This is a genomic window from Rhizobium sp. CFBP 13726 (assembly GCF_014841925.1).
GTDB lineage: Bacteria > Pseudomonadota > Alphaproteobacteria > Rhizobiales > Rhizobiaceae > Neorhizobium > Neorhizobium soli.
On record NZ_JACYUU010000001.1, the window covers coordinates 110,545 to 131,759 of the forward strand.

At 61.0% G+C, this 21,215-nt stretch carries 20 protein-coding genes; 15 read left to right on the forward strand and 5 right to left on the reverse strand.

Translation table 11 applies throughout. The features are described 5' to 3' along the window. Positions 1-61: 61 nt before the first annotated feature. Entirely contained in the window at positions 62-1,078 is a 1,017-nt protein-coding gene (locus tag IFT66_RS00530) for a polyprenyl synthetase family protein (RefSeq protein ID WP_062453680.1), read from the reverse strand. A 106-nt stretch (positions 1,079-1,184) separates the two neighbouring features. Here IFT66_RS00530 and IFT66_RS00535 point away from each other — a divergent pair, with 106 nt between their 5' ends. The 4 genes from IFT66_RS00535 to IFT66_RS00550 all read left to right on the forward strand — a co-directional run bounded on the left by IFT66_RS00535 (position 1,185) and on the right by IFT66_RS00550 (position 3,384). Next, complete coding sequence (locus IFT66_RS00535) at positions 1,185-1,406, forward strand: putative signal transducing protein (RefSeq protein ID WP_062453679.1); 222 nt, start codon at positions 1,185-1,187, stop codon at positions 1,404-1,406. Next, entirely contained in the window at positions 1,403-2,209 is an 807-nt protein-coding gene (locus IFT66_RS00540) for a tRNA1(Val) (adenine(37)-N6)-methyltransferase (RefSeq protein ID WP_446737859.1), read from the forward strand. Before IFT66_RS00535 ends, IFT66_RS00540 begins: the two co-directional genes overlap by 4 nt. Positions 2,210-2,292: 83 nt before the next feature. Continuing rightward, complete coding sequence (locus IFT66_RS00545; protein ID WP_446737860.1) at positions 2,293-3,159, forward strand: S49 family peptidase; 867 nt, start codon at positions 2,293-2,295, stop codon at positions 3,157-3,159. Positions 3,160-3,189: 30 nt separating this feature from the next. After that, entirely contained in the window at positions 3,190-3,384 is a 195-nt protein-coding gene (locus IFT66_RS00550) for a hypothetical protein (protein ID WP_184653991.1), read from the forward strand. A gap of 253 nt (positions 3,385-3,637) precedes the next feature. Here the strand turns inward: IFT66_RS00550 and IFT66_RS00555 are convergent, their stop codons facing one another. Next, entirely contained in the window at positions 3,638-5,458 is a 1,821-nt protein-coding gene (locus IFT66_RS00555) for a methyl-accepting chemotaxis protein (RefSeq protein WP_192076506.1), read from the reverse strand. 339 nt (positions 5,459-5,797) lie between these two features. On the opposite strand from IFT66_RS00555, the gene IFT66_RS00560 reads away from it, so the two are divergent. From IFT66_RS00560 to IFT66_RS00595, 8 genes are all read left to right on the forward strand, one after another. After that, a complete protein-coding gene (locus IFT66_RS00560; RefSeq protein WP_192077101.1) occupies positions 5,798-6,733 on the forward strand; it encodes a glycine--tRNA ligase subunit alpha in 936 nt (311 codons plus the stop codon). Positions 6,734-6,827: 94 nt separating this feature from the next. Then, positions 6,828-7,379 (forward strand): LemA family protein, encoded by a 552-nt coding sequence (locus IFT66_RS00565; protein WP_062453675.1) that lies wholly within the window; start codon positions 6,828-6,830, stop codon positions 7,377-7,379. A 15-nt stretch (positions 7,380-7,394) separates the two neighbouring features. Further along, on the forward strand, positions 7,395-9,308 hold the full coding sequence (locus tag IFT66_RS00570) for a DUF2207 domain-containing protein (RefSeq protein WP_192076507.1): 1,914 nt from the start codon (positions 7,395-7,397) through the stop codon (positions 9,306-9,308). Positions 9,309-9,359: 51 nt separating this feature from the next. Next, the gene (locus tag IFT66_RS00575) at positions 9,360-9,623 is read left to right on the forward strand and encodes a type II toxin-antitoxin system RelE/ParE family toxin (RefSeq protein WP_192076508.1); all 264 of its coding nucleotides are present in this window, start codon (positions 9,360-9,362) and stop codon (positions 9,621-9,623) included. A gap of 30 nt (positions 9,624-9,653) precedes the next feature. Next, positions 9,654-9,950, forward strand: a complete 297-nt coding sequence (locus tag IFT66_RS00580) for a HigA family addiction module antitoxin (protein WP_062579372.1) — start codon at positions 9,654-9,656, stop codon at positions 9,948-9,950. Between the two features lie 96 nt (positions 9,951-10,046). Next, positions 10,047-12,443, forward strand: a complete 2,397-nt coding sequence (gene glyS / locus IFT66_RS00585) for a glycine--tRNA ligase subunit beta (RefSeq protein WP_192076509.1) — start codon at positions 10,047-10,049, stop codon at positions 12,441-12,443. 161 nt (positions 12,444-12,604) lie between these two features. Continuing rightward, the gene (locus IFT66_RS00590; protein WP_192076510.1) at positions 12,605-13,090 is read left to right on the forward strand and encodes a DUF523 domain-containing protein; all 486 of its coding nucleotides are present in this window, start codon (positions 12,605-12,607) and stop codon (positions 13,088-13,090) included. A gap of 227 nt (positions 13,091-13,317) precedes the next feature. Further along, positions 13,318-13,884 carry a DUF6101 family protein gene (locus IFT66_RS00595; RefSeq protein WP_113166703.1) on the forward strand — a complete coding sequence of 189 codons (567 nt, stop codon included), beginning with the start codon at positions 13,318-13,320 and terminating at the stop codon, positions 13,882-13,884. Positions 13,885-13,954: 70 nt separating this feature from the next. On the opposite strand, the gene ubiA is transcribed toward IFT66_RS00595, so the two are convergent. From ubiA to IFT66_RS00610, 3 genes are all read right to left on the reverse strand, one after another. Continuing rightward, on the reverse strand, positions 13,955-14,914 hold the full coding sequence (ubiA, locus tag IFT66_RS00600; RefSeq protein ID WP_192076511.1) for a 4-hydroxybenzoate octaprenyltransferase: 960 nt from the start codon (positions 14,912-14,914) through the stop codon (positions 13,955-13,957). Positions 14,915-15,043: 129 nt separating this feature from the next. After that, complete coding sequence (locus tag IFT66_RS00605; protein ID WP_192076512.1) at positions 15,044-16,300, reverse strand: SAM-dependent methyltransferase; 1,257 nt, start codon at positions 16,298-16,300, stop codon at positions 15,044-15,046. Between the two features lie 154 nt (positions 16,301-16,454). Then, positions 16,455-18,755 carry a Tex family protein gene (locus tag IFT66_RS00610; protein WP_192076513.1) on the reverse strand — a complete coding sequence of 767 codons (2,301 nt, stop codon included), beginning with the start codon at positions 18,753-18,755 and terminating at the stop codon, positions 16,455-16,457. 223 nt (positions 18,756-18,978) lie between these two features. Here IFT66_RS00610 and IFT66_RS00615 point away from each other — a divergent pair, with 223 nt between their 5' ends. The 3 genes from IFT66_RS00615 to IFT66_RS00625 all read left to right on the forward strand — a co-directional run bounded on the left by IFT66_RS00615 (position 18,979) and on the right by IFT66_RS00625 (position 21,162). Then, positions 18,979-19,194, forward strand: a complete 216-nt coding sequence (locus tag IFT66_RS00615; RefSeq protein ID WP_062453668.1) for a hypothetical protein — start codon at positions 18,979-18,981, stop codon at positions 19,192-19,194. Between the two features lie 81 nt (positions 19,195-19,275). Then, positions 19,276-20,547, forward strand: a complete 1,272-nt coding sequence (gene purD, locus IFT66_RS00620; protein WP_192076514.1) for a phosphoribosylamine--glycine ligase — start codon at positions 19,276-19,278, stop codon at positions 20,545-20,547. A 105-nt stretch (positions 20,548-20,652) separates the two neighbouring features. Further along, the gene (locus tag IFT66_RS00625) at positions 20,653-21,162 is read left to right on the forward strand and encodes a plant virulence effector HPE1-like domain-containing protein (protein WP_192076515.1); all 510 of its coding nucleotides are present in this window, start codon (positions 20,653-20,655) and stop codon (positions 21,160-21,162) included. The last annotated feature ends 53 nt before the right edge of the window (positions 21,163-21,215 follow it).

Consider the following 21,215-nt stretch of genomic DNA (forward strand, 5'->3'; position numbering starts at 1 on the left):
TCGCAGAGAGCGGATGCCGGGCAGGAACGGTCACACCTTCGTCAACGCGACCGAGGGAGCGTCAGTTCACGCGCTGGATGGAGAAGTCGATCACCTCGAGCATCGCGGATTTGAGCGGCGATGCCGGCAGCGGCGCCAGCGCATCGCGGGCAATCGTGCCGTAATGCAGGGCCCGACCGATCGTGTCGTTCAGCGCGTCGTATTTCTTGATCAGGCCCAGCGCCTTTTCAAGATTTTCCTCGCTGCTTTCGCCCTGTTCGATCGCCGTCTTCCAGAATGCCCGCTCCGTTTCGGTGCCACGCCGGTAGGCAAGGATGACCGGAAGCGTGATCTTGCCCTCGCGGAAATCGTCGCCGACATTCTTGCCGAGATCGGCAGCGGTGCCGCCGTAATCGAGCGCGTCGTCGACCAGCTGGAAGGCGTAGCCAAGGTTCATGCCGTAGGAGCGCATTGCGGAACGCCCGGCCTTGTCGGCATTGGCGATGATCGGGCCGACTTCCGCCGCCGCCGCAAACAACGCCGCCGTCTTGGCGCGAATGACGGAGAGATAGTCGTCCTCGGTGGTTTCCATGTTCTTGGCGACGGAAAGCTGAAGCACTTCGCCTTCCGCAATCACGGAAGCCGCGGTTGCCAGAACGTCCAGCGCTTCAAGCGATCCGACTTCGACCATCATCTTGAAGGACTGGCCGAGCAGAAAGTCGCCGACGAGAACACTGGCCTGGTTGCCCCAGATCATCCGTGCGGTGGATTTGCCGCGGCGCAGATCGCTTTCGTCCACCACATCGTCATGCAGCAGCGTTGCCGTATGCATGAATTCGACGCTGGTCGCGAGCTTCACATGGCCTTCGCCCTTGTAGCCGAACAGCACCGCAGAAGCGAGCGTCAGCATCGGCCGAAGCCGCTTGCCGCCCGACGAGATCAGGTGGTTGGCAACTTCCGGGATCATTTGCACGTCGGAGCCTGCCTTCGACAGGATCAGCTGGTTGACCCGCTCCATGTCTCCTCTCGTGAGGTCCACCAGGGGCTTCACGGAAGCAGATTTGTTTTTGCCTTCTTCAAGCGGTATTACGACGCCCAACGACCGGACTCCTAAATTAAGTTCCGGCTTGGACAATAGAAAGCGTGGCAGGATGCGGCAAGTGACAATTCGCTGACCTGCCGTTTTTGAGGGGGATTTTTGCCGCATGCGGGAACTCATTCGCGCCAACGACCCGGTGCTTCTCTCGGTTGCGAGCAGCCTGATGAAGGATGCCGGCATTCATTTTATGGTTGCGGACCAGTCCATGAGCGTGCTCGAAGGCTCGCTCGGCATGCTGTCGAAGCGCTTCCTTGTCGAGGAGGAGAGGGGAGATGAAGCCCGCCGCATCCTGATCGATGCGGGCCTGGAGGCGGAGCTTCGCCCGTGACCACGTCCGCCGGCATCCCGCAGGATCTTTCGTCGGACTTCACCATCGATGCGTTTCACCGCGGCCGCTTCCATCTGGTGCAGCCGAAGGGCGGCGGCCACCGGTCCGGCGTGGATGCGATGCTGCTCGCCTCGCTTGTGGCGGACGAACGGTCCGTTTCGGTTGCCGATCTCGGATCCGGCGCCGGTGCCGCAGGACTAGCGGTCGCGAGCCGGCTCGAAAACGCCCGCATCGTTCTGGTCGAGAAATTGCCGTTGATGGCGGAGTATGCGCGGCGAACGCTGGCTTTGCCGGAAAATGCTTTCCTGTCTGACCGTATCACGGTTCTCGGCGCCGATGTGACGCTCACGGGCAAGGCCCGGGTCGACGCGGGATTGCACGACGGCGTGCACGACCATGTGATCATGAACCCGCCCTTCAACCACGCCGACGACCGCACAACGCCGGATGCCTTGAAAGCCGAAGCGCATGCAATGACCGCTGGCCTGTTCGAAAACTGGCTGCGCACGGCCGCCGCCATCATGAAACCCGGCGGGCAATTGTCGCTGATCGCCCGTCCGGATTCCATCGTCGATATCATCGAGGCCTGCGGCAAGCGCTTCGGCGGGCTTGAAATAACCCCGGTCCACCCCCGCCCGGGCGAGGATGCGACCCGCATCCTGGTAACCGGCGTCAAGGGATCGAGAGCGCGGCTGGTGTTCCGCGCGCCGCTGATCGTGCATGGAGCGGATGGCAATTCCTTCATGTCGCAGGCGGATGATTTGAACAACGGCCGCACCGCCTATCACCGACGACGGCGATAAACCCCGTTTTTAGAGGCTCAGCCATTGTGTTCGCCCTTCGAGAACATACATCCAGGCTTCCGATATATGCTTGAACAGGATGGATGATGAGCTTCTTGAATCGCCTGCTGCCAAAACGTTTCCGCAAGACCGGTTTGTCGATCCCGGTGGTCCGACTGCATGGCACGATCATGGCGGGCGGCAGCCAGTTCAAGCAAACGCTCAACATCGCAACCGTGGCGCCGATGCTGGAAAAGGCCTTCGCAAAGAAGGATGCGCCGGTCGTTGCCATCTCCATCAATTCGCCGGGCGGCTCGCCTGTCCAGTCGCGCCTGATCTACCAACGCATCCGGGCGCTCGCCGAGGAAAAGGACAAGAAGGTTCTGATCTTCGTGGAAGATGTGGCAGCGTCCGGCGGCTACATGATTGCCCTTGCCGGCGACGAAATCTTTGCCGATCCGACCTCGATCGTCGGCTCGATCGGCGTCGTGTCGGGTGGTTTCGGCTTCCCGGAAATGCTGAAGAAGATCGGCGTCGAACGCCGCGTCTATACGGCCGGCGAGAACAAGGTGATTCTCGATCCTTTCCAGCCGGAAAATGAAGGCGACATCGAGTACCTGAAGACGCTTCAGCTCGAGATCCACCAGGTCTTCATCGACATGGTGAAATCGCGCCGCGGGTCGCGGCTTGGCGAAGATAGCACGATTTTCTCCGGGCTCTTCTGGACTGGCAGCCGTGGCCTCGAACTCGGCCTCATCGATGGGCTGGGCGAGATGCGCGATGTGATCAAGCGCCGTTTCGGCAAGGATGCCAAGCTGGAGCTGATCGGCGGCACGCGGACCCTGTTCGGTCGCCGGGTGCCGGGCGTTGCGCTAGGATCCGCCAATCTGGGGGAAATCGCCTCAGGCGCCACGGCAGGTCTTGCCGAAGGCCTGGAAGAACGGGCAATGTGGAGCCGCTTCGGGCTCTGATATGCCCGCCTTATAAGGTTTCGACGGGAAATGGCTCAGCTCATACTTCTGGCCCTGCTGATCGGCGGCGGATGGATGCTCTACAAGCGCTTCATCAAGGACGCCGAAAAACTGACGGCCCGCACGCGCCGTGAGGAAGAGCAGCAACGCACCGGCGCCATGGGAACGCTGGAAAAGGATCCGGTGACGGGCGAATACCGGGTCAAGCGCGACGACGACGTCTGATCAGGCTGTCGCCGGCGGATAGTCGCTGTCGATACGGTTTGAAGACATACACTTTGATATCGCGCTCATGGCCGCGTCACCCGCTTGCCACGTTGCTCCATCCTCTACTCGCGCTCTCGTTCCTTCCTCCGCCCACCCCTCCGTCTCTTCCCTGACAAGCACAGGAATGAGGGAGGTTGGCGCTCCACATAGAAAAAAAGCAGCGTCCGTTCCCGGGCGCTGCTTTTGCGTTGGTAGTTCCTGGCTCCGATGATCAGGCAGCCCGGCGTGTCTTGTCATGCTTTGTGGCAGAGGGCCGGCCGAGTGTGAACTGTGAGATCAGCTCGTGCAGGCGGTGGCTTTCGGTGGCCAATGAGGCGCTGGCGGCACTGGTTTCCTCCACCATCGCTGCATTGCGCTGCGTCACCTGGTCCATCTGGTTGACGGCTGTATTGACCTCGGCAAGACCGACCGACTGCTCGCGCGACGACGTTGCGATCGCGTCCATATGCTGGTTGATGGTGATGATGTAGTCGCCGATCACCTTCAGGGAGCCGCCGGTTTCCCGCACCAGTTTCACACCGCTCTCGACCTCTGTCGTCGAATTCCGGATCAGTTCCTTGATCTCCTTGGCGGCCCGAGCAGAGCGCTGCGCCAGCTCGCGGACTTCCTGTGCGACCACCGCAAAGCCCTTGCCGGCCTCACCGGCGCGTGCGGCCTCGACGCCCGCATTGAGCGCCAAAAGGTTGGTCTGGAAGGCGATCTCGTCGATGACGCCGATGATGCTGGAGATCTGTCCCGAGGACTCCTCAATCCGCTGCATCGCATCGACCGCACTGGCAACGACGATGCCGGACTGGGTGGCGCTGGCATTGGCCTGGATCGCGATCGCGCGGGCTTCGTCGGCGCGCTTGGAGGCGTTGGCGACATTGATGGTGATCTGGTCGAGCGCCGCAGCAGTTTCTTCCAGCGAGGCGGCCTGCTGTTCCGTGCGTTTCGACAGGTCGTCTGAACTGATGCTGATTTCGCGGGTGCCGGTGTCGATCGAGCCTGCCGCCTGTGCGACGGTGGTCAGCGTCTGGTCAAGTTGGTGTACGGCTGTGTTCAGGTCGTGCCGCAGCGCTTCGAAATCAGGTGCGAAAGCGTCCGAGAGATGAAAGCTGAGCTCGCCTGCCGCGAGCTTTCGCAGCCCGCCCGCCAGGCTGGAGGTTGCCTCGTGCAGCATCACGCGGGCTGCCGCTTCTGCTTCCCTGGTCACCCGGATGCGATCGGCTTCGTTGCGCTCACGCGCGGCAATCGCCTCCGCTTCCAGTCGCTTGTTGGTGATCGCTGCCTGCCGGAACACCTCGACAGCCGTCGCCATCTCGCCGATTTCGTCGGTGCGATTGATCCCCGTGATGGACAGCGCCGTGTTGCCTCCGACCAGCTTCTGCATGTCGCCTGCAAGAAAGCGGATCGGCTGAATGATGGTCTTTCGCGATACGAACAGCAGGACAAGCGCAGATACGGCCGTTGCGGCCAGCACAGTCTTGAGGATCGTGTCGATCAGAACCGCCAGCCGGTCGCTGTTGAGCTTGACGCCGTCGGACAGCGACGAGATGCTATCGCCTGCTTTTTCCATGGCGGTTTCGAGGATCGAGAATTGCTGCTGGAATGCAGGCAGCGACAACAGTGCTTGATCCGGGTTGCTCGCTGCCTGCGCGACAATGGCGCTGGCATTGTCGATGTAGCCGCGCAAAGGCGTATCCAGGTTTTTGAGAACAGCCTGTATCTCGGGATCGGTTACCAGAGCCTTGTTGTCGTCGATTGCCTTGCGGAACGACTCGACATGCTCTTTCAGATCCGAGGTGACGTCAGCGGTGGAGATCTCGCCTTGGGCATTGCGTGCCATCAGTGCCGAAAGAACATCGGCGCGCAGGGCGTCGTGCATCATGTCGGCCTGCATGTGATTGCGCAAGATCTCGGCGGTGCGCGCGACGGTATCGACATTGTTCGTCAGCGTCGTCGAACCCCAAATCCCGGCTCCGGCAGCACCGCCCGCAAGCACGAACATCGCAAGGCTCGTAAAGATCATCTTGGTACGAATTGTTACCATTTCAATCGTCCTATTGTGCGGATTTGTTGAAATTTAGCATAGTTTACTTAAGAAAAATGAAACGTTCCGACGCCCGGCCCGGTCTGGGTAGTTCTATACTTGGCAATAAAATCAGAGATTTATCCGAACGGTGCTTTGAACCATAGGTGACCTGCCCCTGCTTGAATTGCGATTGATCAAGTGACGTTTGGCCCGGCAGAGTCGCGGTTCGCAACGGCGGCCGCAGCCGGTCGAATGCCGCAAAACTCTTGACCCCCAGTCCCGCCCGTGGCACCTGACGCCACCGGAAATAAGCAAATAGCGACCAGTCCCATGACCGCCACGACCCTGCCAGATCACATGAACCCGAAGCGCTCGTTCCAGGCGCTGATCCTGACCTTGCATGCCTATTGGGCCGACAAGGGATGTGCGGTCCTGCAGCCCTACGACATGGAAGTCGGTGCCGGCACGTTCCATCCGGCCACCACGTTGCGCGCGCTCGGCCCGAAGCCGTGGAAGGCCGCCTATGTGCAGCCGTCGCGCCGCCCGTCCGATGGTCGCTACGGCGAAAATCCCAACCGGTTGCAGCACTATTACCAGTATCAGGTCATCCTGAAGCCGAACCCTTCCAACCTGCAGGAACTCTATCTCGGCTCGCTGGCCGCGATCGGTCTTGATCCGCTTCTGCACGATGTGCGCTTTGTCGAGGACGACTGGGAAAGCCCGACGCTCGGCGCCTGGGGTCTCGGCTGGGAATGCTGGTGCGACGGCATGGAAGTGTCGCAGTTCACATACTTCCAGCAGGTCTGCGGCATCGAATGCTCGCCGGTCGCCGGCGAACTGACCTATGGTCTCGAACGACTGGCCATGTATGTCCAGGGCGTCGACAACGTCTATGATCTGAACTTCAACGGCCGCGAAGGCGAAGAGAAGATCTCCTATGGCGATGTCTTCCTGCAGGCAGAGCAGGAATATTCCCGCCACAACTTCGAATTTGCCAACACCGAAATGCTGCATCGGCACTTCATCGATGCCGAAAAGGAATGCATGGCACTTCTCGCCTTCGGCGCGCCGGGCGATCAGGCGAACCAGATGCTGCACAAATGCGTCTTCCCGGCCTATGACCAGTGCATCAAGGCATCCCACGTGTTCAACCTGCTGGATGCCCGCGGCGTGATTTCGGTCACCGAACGCCAGAGCTATATCCTGCGGGTGCGCACACTGGCCAAGGCCTGCGGCGAAGCCTTCCTGCTGACGGATGCCGGTGGTGCCAAACTCGGCCGGGAAGCTGCCTAGAGCGTTTCCGGGCTAACCCACCGATTTCCAGTGACAATTCATTGAACCCGACTTAGTCTCCGCCCGGCTATTATTATCCGGGGGAGTTCTCGTCATGTATATCGCGCTCGGCATTCTTGCCCTCGTGGCTGTCTATCTCGTCGTCATCTATAACGGCCTCGTCAAGGCGCGACAGATGGCCGAGGAAGCCTGGTCCGGGATCGACGTGCAGCTGAAGCGTCGCGCCGATCTGATCCCCAACCTGATCGAGACCGTCAAGGGCTACGCGGCCCACGAAAAGGGCACGTTCGAAGAGGTCGTGCGGCTGCGCAACCAGGCGCAGGCGGTGCCGGCCGGCGATGTCGCGGGCCGTGCCCAGGCCGAAGGCATGCTTTCCCAGGCGCTCGGAAAACTGTTTGCGCTGGCGGAAGCCTATCCAGATCTCAAGGCCAACCAGAATTTCTCCGAACTGCAGGCATCGCTCGAAACCATCGAAAGCGAGATCCAGATGTCGCGCCGCTATTACAACGGTGCTGCGCGCGAACTGAACGTCAAGGTGGAAACCTTCCCCAACAACTTGGTGGCGGGACAGTTCGGCTTTTCCAAACGCGAGTATTTCGAGATCACCAACGAGGCCGATCGCGCTGTACCCACCGTTAAATTCTGAGTGGGGAGCCCGCTGATGGTTCGGCGCCTTGTTCTTGCTGTTGTGCTGTTCTGCGCGGCATGTCTTCCGGCCGCTGCCGAGGAGTATATCCGCAGCTACCATTCCGAAATCGCAGTCGCGCCGGATGGCGAGCTCACGGTGACTGAAACGATCGTCGCCAAGTCGGAAGGCAACCGCATTCGCCGCGGCATCTTCCGCGATTTCCCGCTGACCATGGTGGATGCCGCGGGACGCACGGTTCGCGTCGGCTTCGATATCGTATCCGTCACCCGCGATGGCCGCGATGAACCCTACCGGGCCGAGACGATCGCTGGCGGCATCCGCATCTATTCCGGAGACCAGGACGTTTTCCTTCGCGATGGCGAGCATACATTCGTGCTTACCTACAGGACCGACCGGCAGATCCGCTACTTTGACGATCACGACGAACTCTACTGGAACGTCACCGGCAACGGCTGGGATTTCCGCATCACCCAGGCCTCGGCCAGGGTCACGCTGCCGGATGGCGGGCAGGTGCAGCAGACGACCGCCTTCACCGGCCCGCTCGGCTCGACCGCCCGCAATGCCCGCATGCAGGCAAACGGTGACAATGCTGTCTTCTCGACGACGCGACCGCTCGGCCCGCAGGAAGGGCTGACGATTGTTGCCGGCTTTCCGAAAGGTGTCGTGGCCGTACCCTCCAAGGATCAGGAACGCAGCTGGTGGCTGCGCGACCATATGGGCACGCTGATCGCCGGCGCCGGCCTCCTGATCGTGCTGGCCTACTATTTTGCCGTCTGGAAACGCGTCGGCCGCGATCCGGCGCGCGGCATCGTCGTTCCGCGCTGGGATGCGCCGGAAGGCCTGTCCCCGGCGCTGGTCAACTATATCGACAACAAGGGCTTTTCCGGTGGCGGCTGGACCGCCTTTGCCGCGAGCGCCATCGATCTCGCCGTCAAGGGCTATGTCGTGCTCGACGATCTCTCGAGGCAGATCGTCATCAGGCGCACCGATAAGAGCAGCGGCCGCGATCTGCCCGCCGGTCAGTCCGTGATTCTCTCGGCAGTCGGCGGCAAGGGTGAAAGCTTCGTCATCGACAAGAACAACGGCACCGCCGTCAAGAATGTCGGCAAGAATTTCCGGCAGGCGATCGAACGCGAACATCGCGGCAAATATTACAACGCCAACTGGGGCTATGTGCTCGGCGGCATCGGCCTCAGCGTCATCTTCCTCATAGCCCTGCTTGTGTTCGGCAATCTGGAACCGGACATGATCGCCGTGCTGATCGTGCCGGTCTTCGTGGCCGTCTTCTTCGGCTTCATCGCGGTCGGCTTCGGCAAGAAGCTGCGGCGTGGCTCGTCGCTGTTTGGCCGCATCATGACCGTGGTCGTGCTCGGCTTTATCGGCCTCGTCGCGCTCTCGATCGTCACCTCCGTTCTGGTGGCGCTCGTTTCCGAACTCACCGGTACCGATCACTGGCCGCTTCTCGTCTCGGTCGGCGGCATCGTGCTCGCCAACGTCATGTTCTTCTTCCTGATGGGGGCGCCGACGCCGATCGGCGCCAAGCTGATGGACGGGATCGAAGGCCTGCGCCTCTATCTCACCGTGGCCGAGAAGGACCGCATGAACATGGCCGGCGCACCGGAAATGTCGCCGCAGCATTTCGAAAAGCTTCTGCCCTATGCAGTAGCGCTCGGCGTCGAGAAGCCGTGGAGCCAGGCATTCGACACCTGGCTCGCAGCCGCCGGTCTCGGCGCCGCCTACACCGCCGCCTGGTATCACGGCGGCGGCTTCAACAGTTTCGGCGACCGCATCGGCGGCTTCTCCTCCTCCATGGCCTCGACCATCGCCTCGACCCTGCCACAACCCACATCCTCCTCATCCTCAGGCTTCTCCACCGGCGGCTCCTCGGGCGGCGGCGGCGGTGGAGGCGGGGGAGGCGGCTGGTAAGCACGGCCCGTTGATGATTGTATCATGACATGATACAGAAAGGTCTGCGACGTGATACGATCCTTCGGCAATGCGATGACCGAAGCGGTTGCCAATGGCAAACTGCCGAAAGGATTTCCGTCGGATATCGCGCGGCGCGCTGTTCGAAAGCTGACCATGATCGAGAACGCCGTGGAACTCATCGACCTTCGCTCGCCACCGGGTAATCACCTGGAAGCCTTGAGGGGAGATCGCTCGGGCCAGCATTCGATCCGCATCAACGATCAGTGGCGCGTGTGCTTTACGTGGTCGGATGGCGGCGCCGAACAGGTCTAGATCGTCGATTATCATTGAGGGAGAACAGTCATGGCAAGTGTCCTTCCACCGGTGCATCCGGGTGAAATCCTCCGCGAGGAATATCTCGTTCCCTTGCGGATGAGCGCCAGTGCGCTGTCTAAGAAACTCAACGTTCCCCGCACACGGATTGAGCGACTGGCCGCAGAGCAGACGGCAGTGACGCCAGATACGGCCCTCAGGCTCGCGCGCTTCTTCAATACGACGCCCGAATTCTGGATGAACCTGCAGATCAGCTACGACCTGAAGATCGAGATTGCGGCAAAGAAGGATGAGATCGCGGCGATCCCCGTCATGAGTGCTGCCTAAGCATCGACAGACTTTCACCAACCCAAGTGATGACTTTTGCCGGCGGGCTTGCTAAGTCCGCCGCGACGTTATTTTCCAGCGCAAAGACATGAAACCATGCCCGATCTGCTCCTAGAACTCCGCTCCGAGGAAATTCCGGCCCGCATGCAGCGCAAGGCTGCCGGCGATCTGAGGAAACTCGTTACCGATGCGCTGGTGGATGCGGGCCTTACCTATGAGGGCGTTCGCGAATACTGGACGCCGCGGCGCCTCACGCTGGATATCCGCGGCCTCAATGCACGCTCGGCCGATCAGCGCGAGGAGATCAAGGGCCCATCCACCAAGGCACCGGAACAGGCAATCGCCGGCTTCCTGCGCAAGGCCGGCCTCACCGATATTGCGCAAGCCCAGGTCGCCAGCGATCCGAAAAAGGGCGATTTCTACGTGGCCGTCGTCTCCAAGTCCGGCCGTGCGGCGGAAGAGATCATCGAAGCTGTTATGCCCGGCATCATTCGCTCCTTCCCCTGGCCGAAATCCATGCGCTGGGGTGCCGCCTCCATGCCGAAGGGTTTGAGCTTTGCCGGCATCGAGGGCAAGGGGCCTGAAAGCCTGCGGTGGGTGCGCCCGCTGCAGTCGATCGTCTGCATGTTCGGCACCGAGCATGAAGAAACCAAGGTCATTCCGTTCCAGATCGACGGCATCACCGCAGGCAATGTCACCTATGGCCACCGCTTCCATGCGCCTGAGGCCATAACCGTGCGCCGCTTCGACGACTATGTGTCGAACCTCGAAAAGGCGAAGGTCATGCTCGATGCGGATCGCCGCAAGGACATGATCCTGCACGATGCCCGCGACATCGCGTTTGCCAACGGTCTCGACCTCGTCGAGGACGAAGGCCTGCTCGAGGAAGTCTCCGGCCTCGTGGAATGGCCGCATGTCCTGCTCGGCACGTTCGAGGAAGACTATCTGGAAATCCCGGCCGAGATCATCCGCCTTACCATCAAGACCAACCAGAAATGCTTCGTCACCCGTCGCCAGGGCACTGACGATGGCAGCCTGTCCAACCACTTCATCCTCATCTCGAATATCGAGGCGAAGGATGGCGGCAAGGAAATCGTCCACGGCAACGGCAAGGTCGTGCGCGCACGCCTTTCCGACGCTCGCCATTTCTGGACCCGCGACCAGGGCGACCTGCCTGATCTCGCGACGTTGGAAGCCTCGGCCCAAAAATTCGGACTCGATCTCAAGAAGTCGCTCGACCAGCGCATGGCCAAGCTCGATGCGCTCAACGTCACCTTCCACGCCAAGCTCGGCAGCCAGGGTGAACGCGTCACCCGCATCCGCGCACTGGCAAAGGAACTGGCACCGATCACCGGTGCCGATCCGGTTCTGGTCGATCGTGCCGCCGTGCTCGCCAAGGCGGACCTGCGCACCGAAGCCGTCGGCGAATTCCCGGAACTGCAGGGCCTGATGGGCCGCCGCTATGCGCTGCTGCAGGGCGAAGACGCATCGGTTGCCGCCGCCATCGAAGACCACTGGAAGCCGAACGGCCCCTCCGACCGCCTGCCGGAAGACAAGGTCGGCCTGACGCTCGCACTCGCCGACAAGCTGGATACGCTCGTCGGCTTCTGGGCCATCGACGAAAAGCCGACCGGCTCCAAGGACCCCTATGCGCTGCGCCGTGCAGCGCTGGGTGTCGTGCGGATTTTGCTGGAGCGGAAGGTAAGAATTAATTTGAGCGAGAGTTTCGCTGCTCAGTTAATTGCAACTGCGATACAGATAGCAGACTCTGGGCGTGGCTCTGTAATAACAGAGAATAATGATGGCTCTCGCACAATAACGCGTAAGCGTGACCTGGAAACACTCTCTGAATTTTACGGGAAGAAACAGTTCGATCGGGATCTGCTTCAGCCAGCTTTGGCAGAAGGGCGGTTTGCTTACGATCAGGGCGATTATACGAAATACACAGTTGTGTCGGCCTCACCTGTAATTGTAGCCGACCTCCTCTCCTTCTTCCACGACCGCCTGAAAGTCTATCTGCGCGATCTCGGCGCCCGTCATGACATCATCGATGCGGTGCTGACGCCGGACGCTGACGATCTGCTGCTCGTGGCCCGTCGTGCGGAAGCGCTGACCGCCTTCATCACCTCCGAGGACGGCAAAAATCTGCTCGCAGGCACCAAGCGCGCAACCCAGCTGCTGGCCGCCGAGGAGAAGAAGGGCACCGTCGTTGCCGATGGCGTCTCCGAATCTCTCCTGACGCTCGATGCCGAAAAGGCGCTCTGGGCAGCGATTTCGCAAGCCTCGAAGGAAGCGTCCGACGCGGTTGCCAAGGAAGATTTCCGCTCTGCCATGGAAGCCCTGTCGAAGCTCCGCGTTCCGGTCGATACGTTCTTCGGGGACGTGCTCGTCAATGACGAGGATGCCGCAATCCGCGCCAACCGCCTTGCTCTCCTGAAGGCGATCCGGGAGGCGACAGCCACCGTGGCGGACTTCTCGCGCATCGTGTCCTAACCTTTGTTCTCCATCGGCTCCGTGCTATCCTCATAGCGTGGAGCCGATAGGACAACGCCCATGAATAAGCCCGTGCAGATCACCCTTGGCGAACCCTTCGCAGACTTCGTCCCAATGCTGCACGAAATGACCGACGCCCTCCGCCATCTCGATCCATCCGCATGAAGCAGCCGATGATCCTCATCAGCGCCTGCCTTCTCGGCCACGCTGTCCGTTACGATGGCACGGGCAAGCCGCTCGTCCATCCGGCGATCGAGCGCTGGCGGGAGGAGGGGCGGCTGGTGACGATTTGTCCCGAGCTTGCCGGCGGCATGAGCGTGCCGCGTCCGCCAGCTGAAATCGAGAATGGCATGACGGGAGATGACGTGCTCGCCGGTCGCGCCCGCGTGCTCGAAATCACCGGCGGCGACGTGACGGCAGAGTTTGTGGCCGGTGCCCGCCGGGCGCTGGATTTTGCCAGGGAAAACGGTTGCACCCATGCACTGCTGATCGACGGCAGCCCGTCCTGCGGCTCGGGCCTGATCTATGACGGGTCGTTTTCCGGGAGAAAGCACGCCGGCAACGGCGTCACCGCGGCGCTGCTTATCTCCGCGGGAATAGAGGTGTTTCCCCATACCGAGATCGACCGTCTCACCGCGCGGGTCTGATCCGTCCCGATGGTGCACACACTTGATCCCGTTCATCCTTCAGAAACTTAAAGCATATGCGGTTTCGCTAACCATTCAAAACGGCAGGTTTTCCTTAACCGCGATTTTTAAGCAGTCTCGAACAGCGCCCGCTTATTGTGAGCCTATCAGAGGACATAAGTCCCGCAGAGAAACGCAGCCGGAAACACCGGAAACGGCTCTCAGGTAAAACAAGGGTAGCACAACCGATGACGAATACCGTTCTGAAGCCCGTCTGGGCAGGGTCGACATTGAGGATCGATCCGTCACGTTTTCCGCAGCAGGTCACCTATGCGATGAACGAGACGTCAGGAGATGTAACAATCACCATCGACGAGCGCGGAGCTGTTCTGCGCAAGATCCTTCCGGAAAGCGGTCTGCCGCTTTCCTTCGCTCTCCCGGCCCGCGCCTTCAAGGGTGTGGCTGCCCGCGCCATCGATCATGGTGATGGCGACGTCACTGTCACGCTTGAACTGCATCACGACGATCCGGATCTCTGCATCCCGCTTCTCGTTGCCCACGATCTCTGCGATATCGCAGCAGACTGGCGCACCTGGTCGGATGCGTTCCGCATTCCGATGCTGATGGTCGAAGCCGATGGCATTGCCCGTCCGCTGGAAAACCACCTCGGCGATCTTCGCACCGCCACGACCAAGCCGCGCCGCCGCCACTCCTATTTCGCAGAGCGCCGCCCGCGTTTCCTGGTCCGCCGCGCAACCGGCAGCCTCGGTGTCATCATGAAGATCGAAGGCAAGGAAATCATCGCGCGGCGTTAAGAGACGTACTCTAAAGAACCACCGCCCGCGAAAGTGCGAAGCCCGGCCGAACAGCCGGGCTTTTCCTTAGTTACAATATGAGGCCCAAAATCAGTCCGCCGAATAGAACGGCGCCGACTTGTGTATTGAACTTGAACAGTTTGAGGCACTGGTCGGGATTGTCGATATTGATGATCAGGATCTGCCAGGCAAGCATCACGGTCGCGGCGATCAGTCCGACATAGGCGAAGAAGCCCGCGTCGCCGGCGATATAGGCAAACAGCAGAAACACGAGCGTCAGACCGTAAAGCCCGATCAGCCAGGCCTTGGTATTGTCCCCGAACAGTCTTGCCGTGGAGCGCACGCCGACCAGAGCGTCGTCCTCCTTGTCCTGATGGGCATAGATCGTGTCGTAACCGATCGTCCAGGCAACGGCTGCCGCGTAAAGCCAGATCGGTGCCCAGGAGAGACTGCCGAAAACACTGGCCCAGCCCATCAGCGCACCCCAGGAAAACGCCAGTCCCAGAAAGAACTGCGGCCAGTCGGTAAACCGCTTGGCAAACGGATAGATCGCGACGACCAGAAGCGACGCAATGCCGAGCAGGATGGAGAACGTATTGAACTGCAACAGCACGATCAGGCCGACCAGCGCCTGAACCGCCAGAAAGACCTTTGCCTCGAAGCGGGACACCCGGCCGGAGGGCAGTGGCCGCGAGCGGGTGCGCGCCACCTCATTGTCGATTCCGTGATCGACCAGATCGTTATAGGTGCAACCGGCGCCGCGCATCGCCACGGCGCCGACGAAAAACAGCACCAGATGCGAGATCAGCTGCCAGGGCTGGAACATGCCCTCGTCCATCGCCGCATTGGCGGCAAGCGCTGCCGACCAGAAACACGGCCACATCAGCAACTGCCAGCCGATCGGCCGGTCCCAGCGCGCCAGTTGCGCGTAGGGCCAAGCGGCGCGCGGCAGAACCTGATAGACGAAATTGTCGGATGGAGCGTCTGAGACGCGGCCGCCGAAAGCATCGGAATTTGGTTTGTCGGTCATGCTTGAAGTCATGCCCGCAGCGGTGGAAATCGTCAAGCGGGAGGATCCGGACAGGGTGGTGCGACCCGCCGCGAGCCGTCGCCGCCAGCCGATGATCTTTCGCATCGACCCCGCTCAGCGCGTCCTGCCTTACCCTGCAATCTGCTCGAGCGGCATGCGGCCCTGTTCGAATGCGTGGAGCTCGGCCTCCCGCTCATAGATATAGTCGCGATTGTCCGGCACGGCCGTCCGCTTCTTGACGATCTGGATCTGGAAAATGTGAAAGGCCTCATGGGTGAAGGCCATTTCCGACGCGGCCAGATAGAACTCCCACATTCTCGCGAAGCGTTCGTCATAGAGCGCGATTGCCTTGTCCCGGTTCGCCATGAAGCACTCGCGCCAGTGCCGCAGCGTATAAGCGTAGTGCATCGGCAGGATCTCGATGTCGGAAACCAGAAGTCCCGCTTTCTCGATCGCCGGCAGAACTTCTGAAAGTGAGGGAATGTAGCCACCCGGAAAGATGTATTTGTCCATCCAGGGATTGTTATAGACCGCCGGGTAGGGCTGGCCGATCGAGTGCAGCACCATCACGCCGTCGTCGGACAGCACGTCGGTGACCTTGTTGAAGAACTTTCGGTAGTTCAGCCGTCCCACATGCTCGAACATGCCCACCGAGACGATCCGGTTGTAGCGCTGGTCGGCGGGAAGGTGATAATAGTCCTGCAGCTCGAAGCGTACACTGCCCGCAAGCCCGCGTCGTGCCGCACGGTCTTTGGAAATCTTCAGCTGTTCGGTGGAAAGCGTGATGCCGGTTACGTCGACGCCGGACGATTCCGCCAGATACATCGCCATGCCGCCCCATCCGGAGCCGATCTCCAGGGCTTTGTGCCCGGGTTCTGCCAGAAGCTTTGCCACGATATGACGTTTCTTGGCGATCTGGGCCTCATCCAGCGAAATACCGGGCGGGTTGAAATAGGCGCAGGAATATTGCCAGTCCTCGTCCAGAAACAGCGCGAACAACCGTTCGTCGAGATCGTAATGGTGGGCGACGTTGCGGCGGTTGTGGTTGATCGGGACACGATTGCGAAACTGCGATGCGATTATTCTGCCAAGGCTGCGCATGAGAATCTGGAAGGTCAGTCCTTCCTTCAGCGTGTTGTCCTTGATGAGCGCCAGGAACTCGTAGATGTCGCCCTGTTCGACGATGATCCGGCCGTCCATATAGAGTTCGCCGAGCTGCAGTTGCGGGTCGGAAACCAGCGCCTTTTCAGCCGCTTCATCGGTAAAGCGGATTGCAACGGTCCGTCCGCCGCCGCTGCCGTAATAGGTTTCCCCGCCAGATCCGCGGACGATGAGAGTGCCATTTCTGATGATCTTGGAAAGCAGTCTGTGAAGGGACAAGGTCATGGACCCACTTCCTGAACACGATGGATGCCTTGCTGATCATCAAAATCTACCGTCTTTCAAGTCAACTGCAAGCGCAAAAAAACGCAACTGGAAGTAGCTCCGTCGAGCCAGTGCTCAACGGAGTGCTTTCGAGGTTATCCAGGGCGTCGCAGGCTCAGCGGCGCTTCATAGCTTCGGCAAGCGCTGCACCGAACGCGCCCTGAGATGGCTTGCTGTCGGTCTTTGCAAACTTCGGATTGACGGGCTTGTCGCGATCACCGCCGCGGGGGCCCGGAGGCGGGGCTTCGCCGCCGTCCTTGCGCATGCTGAGCGCGATGCGTTTGCGCTTCACATCCACCTCGACGACGCGTACCTTCACCACGTCGCCGGCCTTCACTACCTCGTGCGGGTCTTTCACGAACTTGTCCGCCAGCTGCGAGACATGAACCAGCCCGTCCTGATGCACGCCGATATCGACGAAGGCGCCGAACGCCGCCACGTTGGTCACAGTGCCTTCCAGCTGCATGCCGGGCTTGAGATCGGTGATCTCGTCGATCCCGTCCGCAAAGGTCGCGGTCTTGAAGCTCGGACGCGGATCGCGACCGGGCTTTTCCAGTTCCGCGATAATGTCCTTGATCGTCGGCAGACCGAACGTGTCGTCGATGAACTGGTGCGGATCGACAGATTTGAGTGCTGCGCTGTCACCCATCAGGGAACGCAGGTCGCGGCCGCAGGCGGCAACGATCTTCTTTGCGACCCCATAGGCTTCCGGATGCACGGAAGACGCATCGAGCGGCTCCTTGCCGTTGACGATGCGCAGGAACCCGGCCGCCTGTTCGAACGTGCGGTTGCCAAGCCTTGCGACCTTCAGGAGCTCCCGGCGCGTGGTAAAGGCACCGTTCTGGTCGCGATGGGCGACGATCGCCTCGGCAATCGATTTGCTGAGGCCCGACACGCGTGACAGAAGCGGTGCCGATGCCATGTTGAGATCGACGCCGACGGCATTCACGGCGTCTTCGACCACGGCCTCAAGCGAACGCGACAGCTTGTTCTGATCGACATCGTGCTGGTACTGGCCGACGCCGATCGATTTCGGCTCGATCTTGACGAGTTCCGCCAACGGATCCTGCAGCCTGCGGGCAATCGACACGGCACCGCGCAGCGACACGTCGAGGCCGGGGAACTCGTCTGCTGCCGCCTGGGATGCCGAATAGATCGAAGCGCCGGCCTCCGACACGATCACCTTGGTCGGTTTGGCTCCCGGCAGGTTGGCCAGCATGTCGGCCACCAGCTTTTCCGTCTCGCGGCTGCCGGTGCCGTTGCCGATCGAGATGAGCTCAATTCTGTGCTTGGCGATCAGGCTTGCGAGTTCCGCCTGAGTGCCGCGCACATCGTTGCGGGGCGGGAAGGGGTAGACGGTGGTGGTTTCGAGAAGCTTGCCCGTGGCATCGACGATCGCCACCTTGACGCCGGTGCGGATGCCCGGATCGAGGCCCATCGTCGCGCGCGAACCGGCGGGAGCGGCCAGCAGCAGATCCTTCAGATTGCGGGCAAACACATGGATCGCCTCTTGCTCGGCGCGTTCGCGCATTTCCCGCATCAGGTCGAGCGAGAGCGAGACGGAGAGCTTCACCCGCCACGTCCAGCCGGCAACCTCCATCAGCCAGCGGTCGGCGGCACCCTTGTCGCTGATGTGGAAGGCGAGCGCGATAATCCGCTGCGCCGGCTTGATCGGGGAGGTGTCGTCTGCATCCACCTCGATCGTCAGCGTCAGGAATTCCTCGTTCCAGCCGCGCAGCATGGCAAGCGCACGGTGTCCCGGCGTGGTGGCCCAGCGCTCCGTATGCTCGAAATAGTCGGAGAACTTGGCGCCGGCCTCCTGCTTGCCGGCAACCACGCGGGCTTTCAGCACAGCACCGTCGCGCATGTGCTGGCGCAGCCGCTTCAACAGGTCGGCATTTTCCGAGAATGCTTCGGCGACGATATCGCGCGCGCCATCCAGCGCAACCTTCACGTCGGTCACTTCACCCTTGACGAATGTCTCGGCCAGCTTGGCCGGATCGAGCTTGCGGTCGGCCCAGATCGCATCGGCCAGCGGACCAAGACCGCGCTCGCGGGCGATTTCGGCGCGGGTGCGGCGTTTGGGCTTGAAGGGAAGATAGAGGTCTTCGAGTTCGGCCTTGGTCACCGCCTTGCCGATCTTGGCCGCAAGCTCGTCGGTCAGCTTGTCCTGGCCTTTGATCGAATCGACGATCGATGCGCGGCGTGCTTCCAGTTCGCGAAGATAGATCAGCCGTTCGGCAAGGTTGCGCAACTGGGTGTCATCCAGTCCGCCGGTCACTTCCTTTCGGTAGCGCGCGATGAAGGGCACGGTTGCGCCTTCGTCCAGAAGCCCGATTGCGGCAATGGCCTGGTCCGGGCGGGCGTTGATTTCCGCGGCGATCACGGCGGCGAGAAGGCGGTTTTCGACGGCCATGCAAGTCCTCGTTGGATAGGAGGCGAGACCATAGTCAAACTTTGCGGCAAGACAACCGACCATCGGAACGGTTCACAGGTTACCCAGGCAGTCGTCTCGGAATGGGGCGTCATTTACCGGTCGGTAACCGCGAACCGGTGGAAAAAGAGATGACACCTTCTCGCATTGTGCCAGAATCCTATAGTTGCTCCTGCCACATGATTTGGCGTGTAAGGAGGTATGAATGCCTAGCAAAATAGCCCATATACTGGCGTCCGACGATGCCGTTGGCTCCGAAGAACTGGAGGCGGCGATCATCTATCTCGACGAAAAACTGCAGGACGCGGCGCGGCGCAACGAGCCTGTCCCATTTCTGGCCTTTCGTAACAAAGTGATATTCAAAGCAACGTTGAGATTGCGCAGCGACAGTTTTCGTCAGCAACCGGACCGGCCGTCTTGAATGCCGCTTTTGCCGGCGAGACTTGACCTTTTCCGTCCCTCGCCTTAACCGCCAGCACAGATGATAAATCGAGGGCGGCAGATGAAGGTTCTTCTTATCGGCACGGGCGGTCGCGAACATGCGCTGGCATGGAAGCTTGCCCAATCACCGAAACTGACGAAACTCTTTGCCGCTCCCGGCAATCCCGGCATGGCCGAAAATGCCGAACTGGTCGCGCTCGATGTCGACGACCATGAGGCGGTCATTGCATTTTGCCGCAGCGAGGCGATCGATTTCGTGGTCGTCGGCCCGGAAGCGCCGCTGGTCGCCGGCATTGCCGATCGCATCCGGCAGGAGGGCATCGCCGTCTTCGGGCCATCCGCAGCGGCTGCCCAGCTCGAGGGGTCCAAGGGCTTCACCAAGGATATCTGCGCCCGCTACAATATCCCGACCGGCGCCTACCAGCGCTTTACGGACGGCGCAGCCGCCAAGGCCTATGTCGAGGCGCAGGGTGCGCCGATCGTCGTCAAGGCCGATGGTCTGGCGGCCGGCAAGGGTGTCACCGTCGCCATGACCGTGGACGAAGCATTGGCCGCGATCGATGACTGTTTCGATGGCGCCTTCGGTGCGGCCGGTGCCGAGGTCGTGGTCGAAGCCTATCTCGATGGCGAGGAAGCAAGCTTCTTCTGCCTCTCCGACGGCAAGACGGCGCTGGCATTGGCAACCGCACAGGATCACAAGCGGGTCGGCGATGGCGACACCGGCCCCAACACCGGCGGCATGGGCGCCTATTCGCCGGCCCCGGTGATGACGCAAGATATGGTCGAGCGGACGATGAAGGAGATCATCGAGCCGACCATTCGCGGCATGGCGGAAAGCGGCTATCCGTTCACCGGCGTGTTCTTCGCAGGCCTGATGATCACGGCCAAGGGGCCGGAACTGATCGAATACAATGTCCGCTTTGGCGATCCGGAAACCCAGGTTCTGATGATGCGGCTGAAGAGCGATCTCCTGGAGATCCTTTACGCCGCCGCCACCGGCACGCTCGACGAGGTGAAGGCGGAATGGAGCGACGATGTGGCGCTCACCGTCGTCATGGCCTCGAAAGGTTATCCGGCCGCCTATGACAAGGGAACGCCGATCGCCTCGCTGCCATCAGCAGGCGAGGGCGAGAAGATCTTCCATGCCGGCACGGCGATGAAGGATGGCGCGCTGGTCGCAACCGGCGGCCGCGTACTCAACGTCACCGCGACAGGCAGAACGGTTGCGGAAGCCCAGGCAAACGCCTACCGGCTGGTCGACGCGGTGGACTGGGAAAACGGCTTCTGCCGTCGCGACATCGGCTGGCGCGCCATCGAGCGCGAAACCCGCTAGAGACGGTTCAGCAGCCGCGGTTTCGTTCAAAATTTACCAATTCTCCTGACGGGTTGGAAACGAAGCATTGCTATAGATTGTCGGACCAAACTCGGGAGTCCGGCGATGCATCGCGTTCTGATCACGGCAGCAACGGTAGCCGCAGCACTGCTGGCCGGCGGCGCCCAGGCGTCGTCCGTCACCGCCACCAATGGCAGTCAGAAATCCTCGAGCATCGTATCGTGGCATTGCAGCGACTGCGAGCCTCCGGCCGCAAAGCCCGATCTGTCCAACTACAAGGTTCCCGTCCTCGAGCCCGGCACACAGAAGACCGAGATCATCGAAATCAACGGCGAAAAGCGTCTTGTCCGCACCGAAGCATGGTTCGGTGGATCGCCCGTCGTCTTCGTCGGAAAAGTCCCGGCCTGGATGGATGCCGGAAAAACCATTGCGAATGTGCCAGCGCCGACCTCCACCTCGTTCGAAGAGATGATCGAGAATGCGCCACCGCCGCGCGATGGCATCGATCTGGAGGCCACCACGAGCGCTGTTGCGCCAGCCCCTCAAGTTGCGGAAACCTCGGCGAAACCGATCACTTTCGAAGACTTCAGCCTCAGGCTGAAACGGGCTGAATAAACAGTCAGCAAGTCGTTGCAGGCAGTCAAGAAAAGGTCGCGCAGTTACTGTGC

Coding starts and splice junctions, on each gene's coding strand:
- IFT66_RS00565 (WP_062453675.1), top strand. CDS start 6,828: ATGTATATCGCGCTCGGCATTCTTGCCCTCGTGGCTGTCTATCTCGTC.
- IFT66_RS00560 (WP_192077101.1), top strand. CDS start 5,798: ATGAACCCGAAGCGCTCGTTCCAGGCGCTGATCCTGACCTTGCATGCC.
- IFT66_RS00545 (WP_446737860.1), top strand. CDS start 2,293: ATGATGAGCTTCTTGAATCGCCTGCTGCCAAAACGTTTCCGCAAGACC.
- ubiA (WP_192076511.1), bottom strand. CDS start 14,914: ATGACCGACAAACCAAATTCCGATGCTTTCGGCGGCCGCGTCTCAGAC.
- IFT66_RS00605 (WP_192076512.1), bottom strand. CDS start 16,300: ATGACCTTGTCCCTTCACAGACTGCTTTCCAAGATCATCAGAAATGGC.
- IFT66_RS00550 (WP_184653991.1), top strand. CDS start 3,190: ATGGCTCAGCTCATACTTCTGGCCCTGCTGATCGGCGGCGGATGGATG.
- IFT66_RS00595 (WP_113166703.1), top strand. CDS start 13,318: ATGACGAATACCGTTCTGAAGCCCGTCTGGGCAGGGTCGACATTGAGG.
- purD (WP_192076514.1), top strand. CDS start 19,276: ATGAAGGTTCTTCTTATCGGCACGGGCGGTCGCGAACATGCGCTGGCA.
- IFT66_RS00535 (WP_062453679.1), top strand. CDS start 1,185: ATGCGGGAACTCATTCGCGCCAACGACCCGGTGCTTCTCTCGGTTGCG.
- IFT66_RS00555 (WP_192076506.1), bottom strand. CDS start 5,458: ATGGTAACAATTCGTACCAAGATGATCTTTACGAGCCTTGCGATGTTC.
- IFT66_RS00615 (WP_062453668.1), top strand. CDS start 18,979: ATGCCTAGCAAAATAGCCCATATACTGGCGTCCGACGATGCCGTTGGC.
- IFT66_RS00625 (WP_192076515.1), top strand. CDS start 20,653: ATGCATCGCGTTCTGATCACGGCAGCAACGGTAGCCGCAGCACTGCTG.
- IFT66_RS00580 (WP_062579372.1), top strand. CDS start 9,654: ATGGCAAGTGTCCTTCCACCGGTGCATCCGGGTGAAATCCTCCGCGAG.
- IFT66_RS00590 (WP_192076510.1), top strand. CDS start 12,605: ATGAAGCAGCCGATGATCCTCATCAGCGCCTGCCTTCTCGGCCACGCT.
- IFT66_RS00610 (WP_192076513.1), bottom strand. CDS start 18,755: ATGGCCGTCGAAAACCGCCTTCTCGCCGCCGTGATCGCCGCGGAAATC.
- IFT66_RS00570 (WP_192076507.1), top strand. CDS start 7,395: ATGGTTCGGCGCCTTGTTCTTGCTGTTGTGCTGTTCTGCGCGGCATGT.
- glyS (WP_192076509.1), top strand. CDS start 10,047: ATGCCCGATCTGCTCCTAGAACTCCGCTCCGAGGAAATTCCGGCCCGC.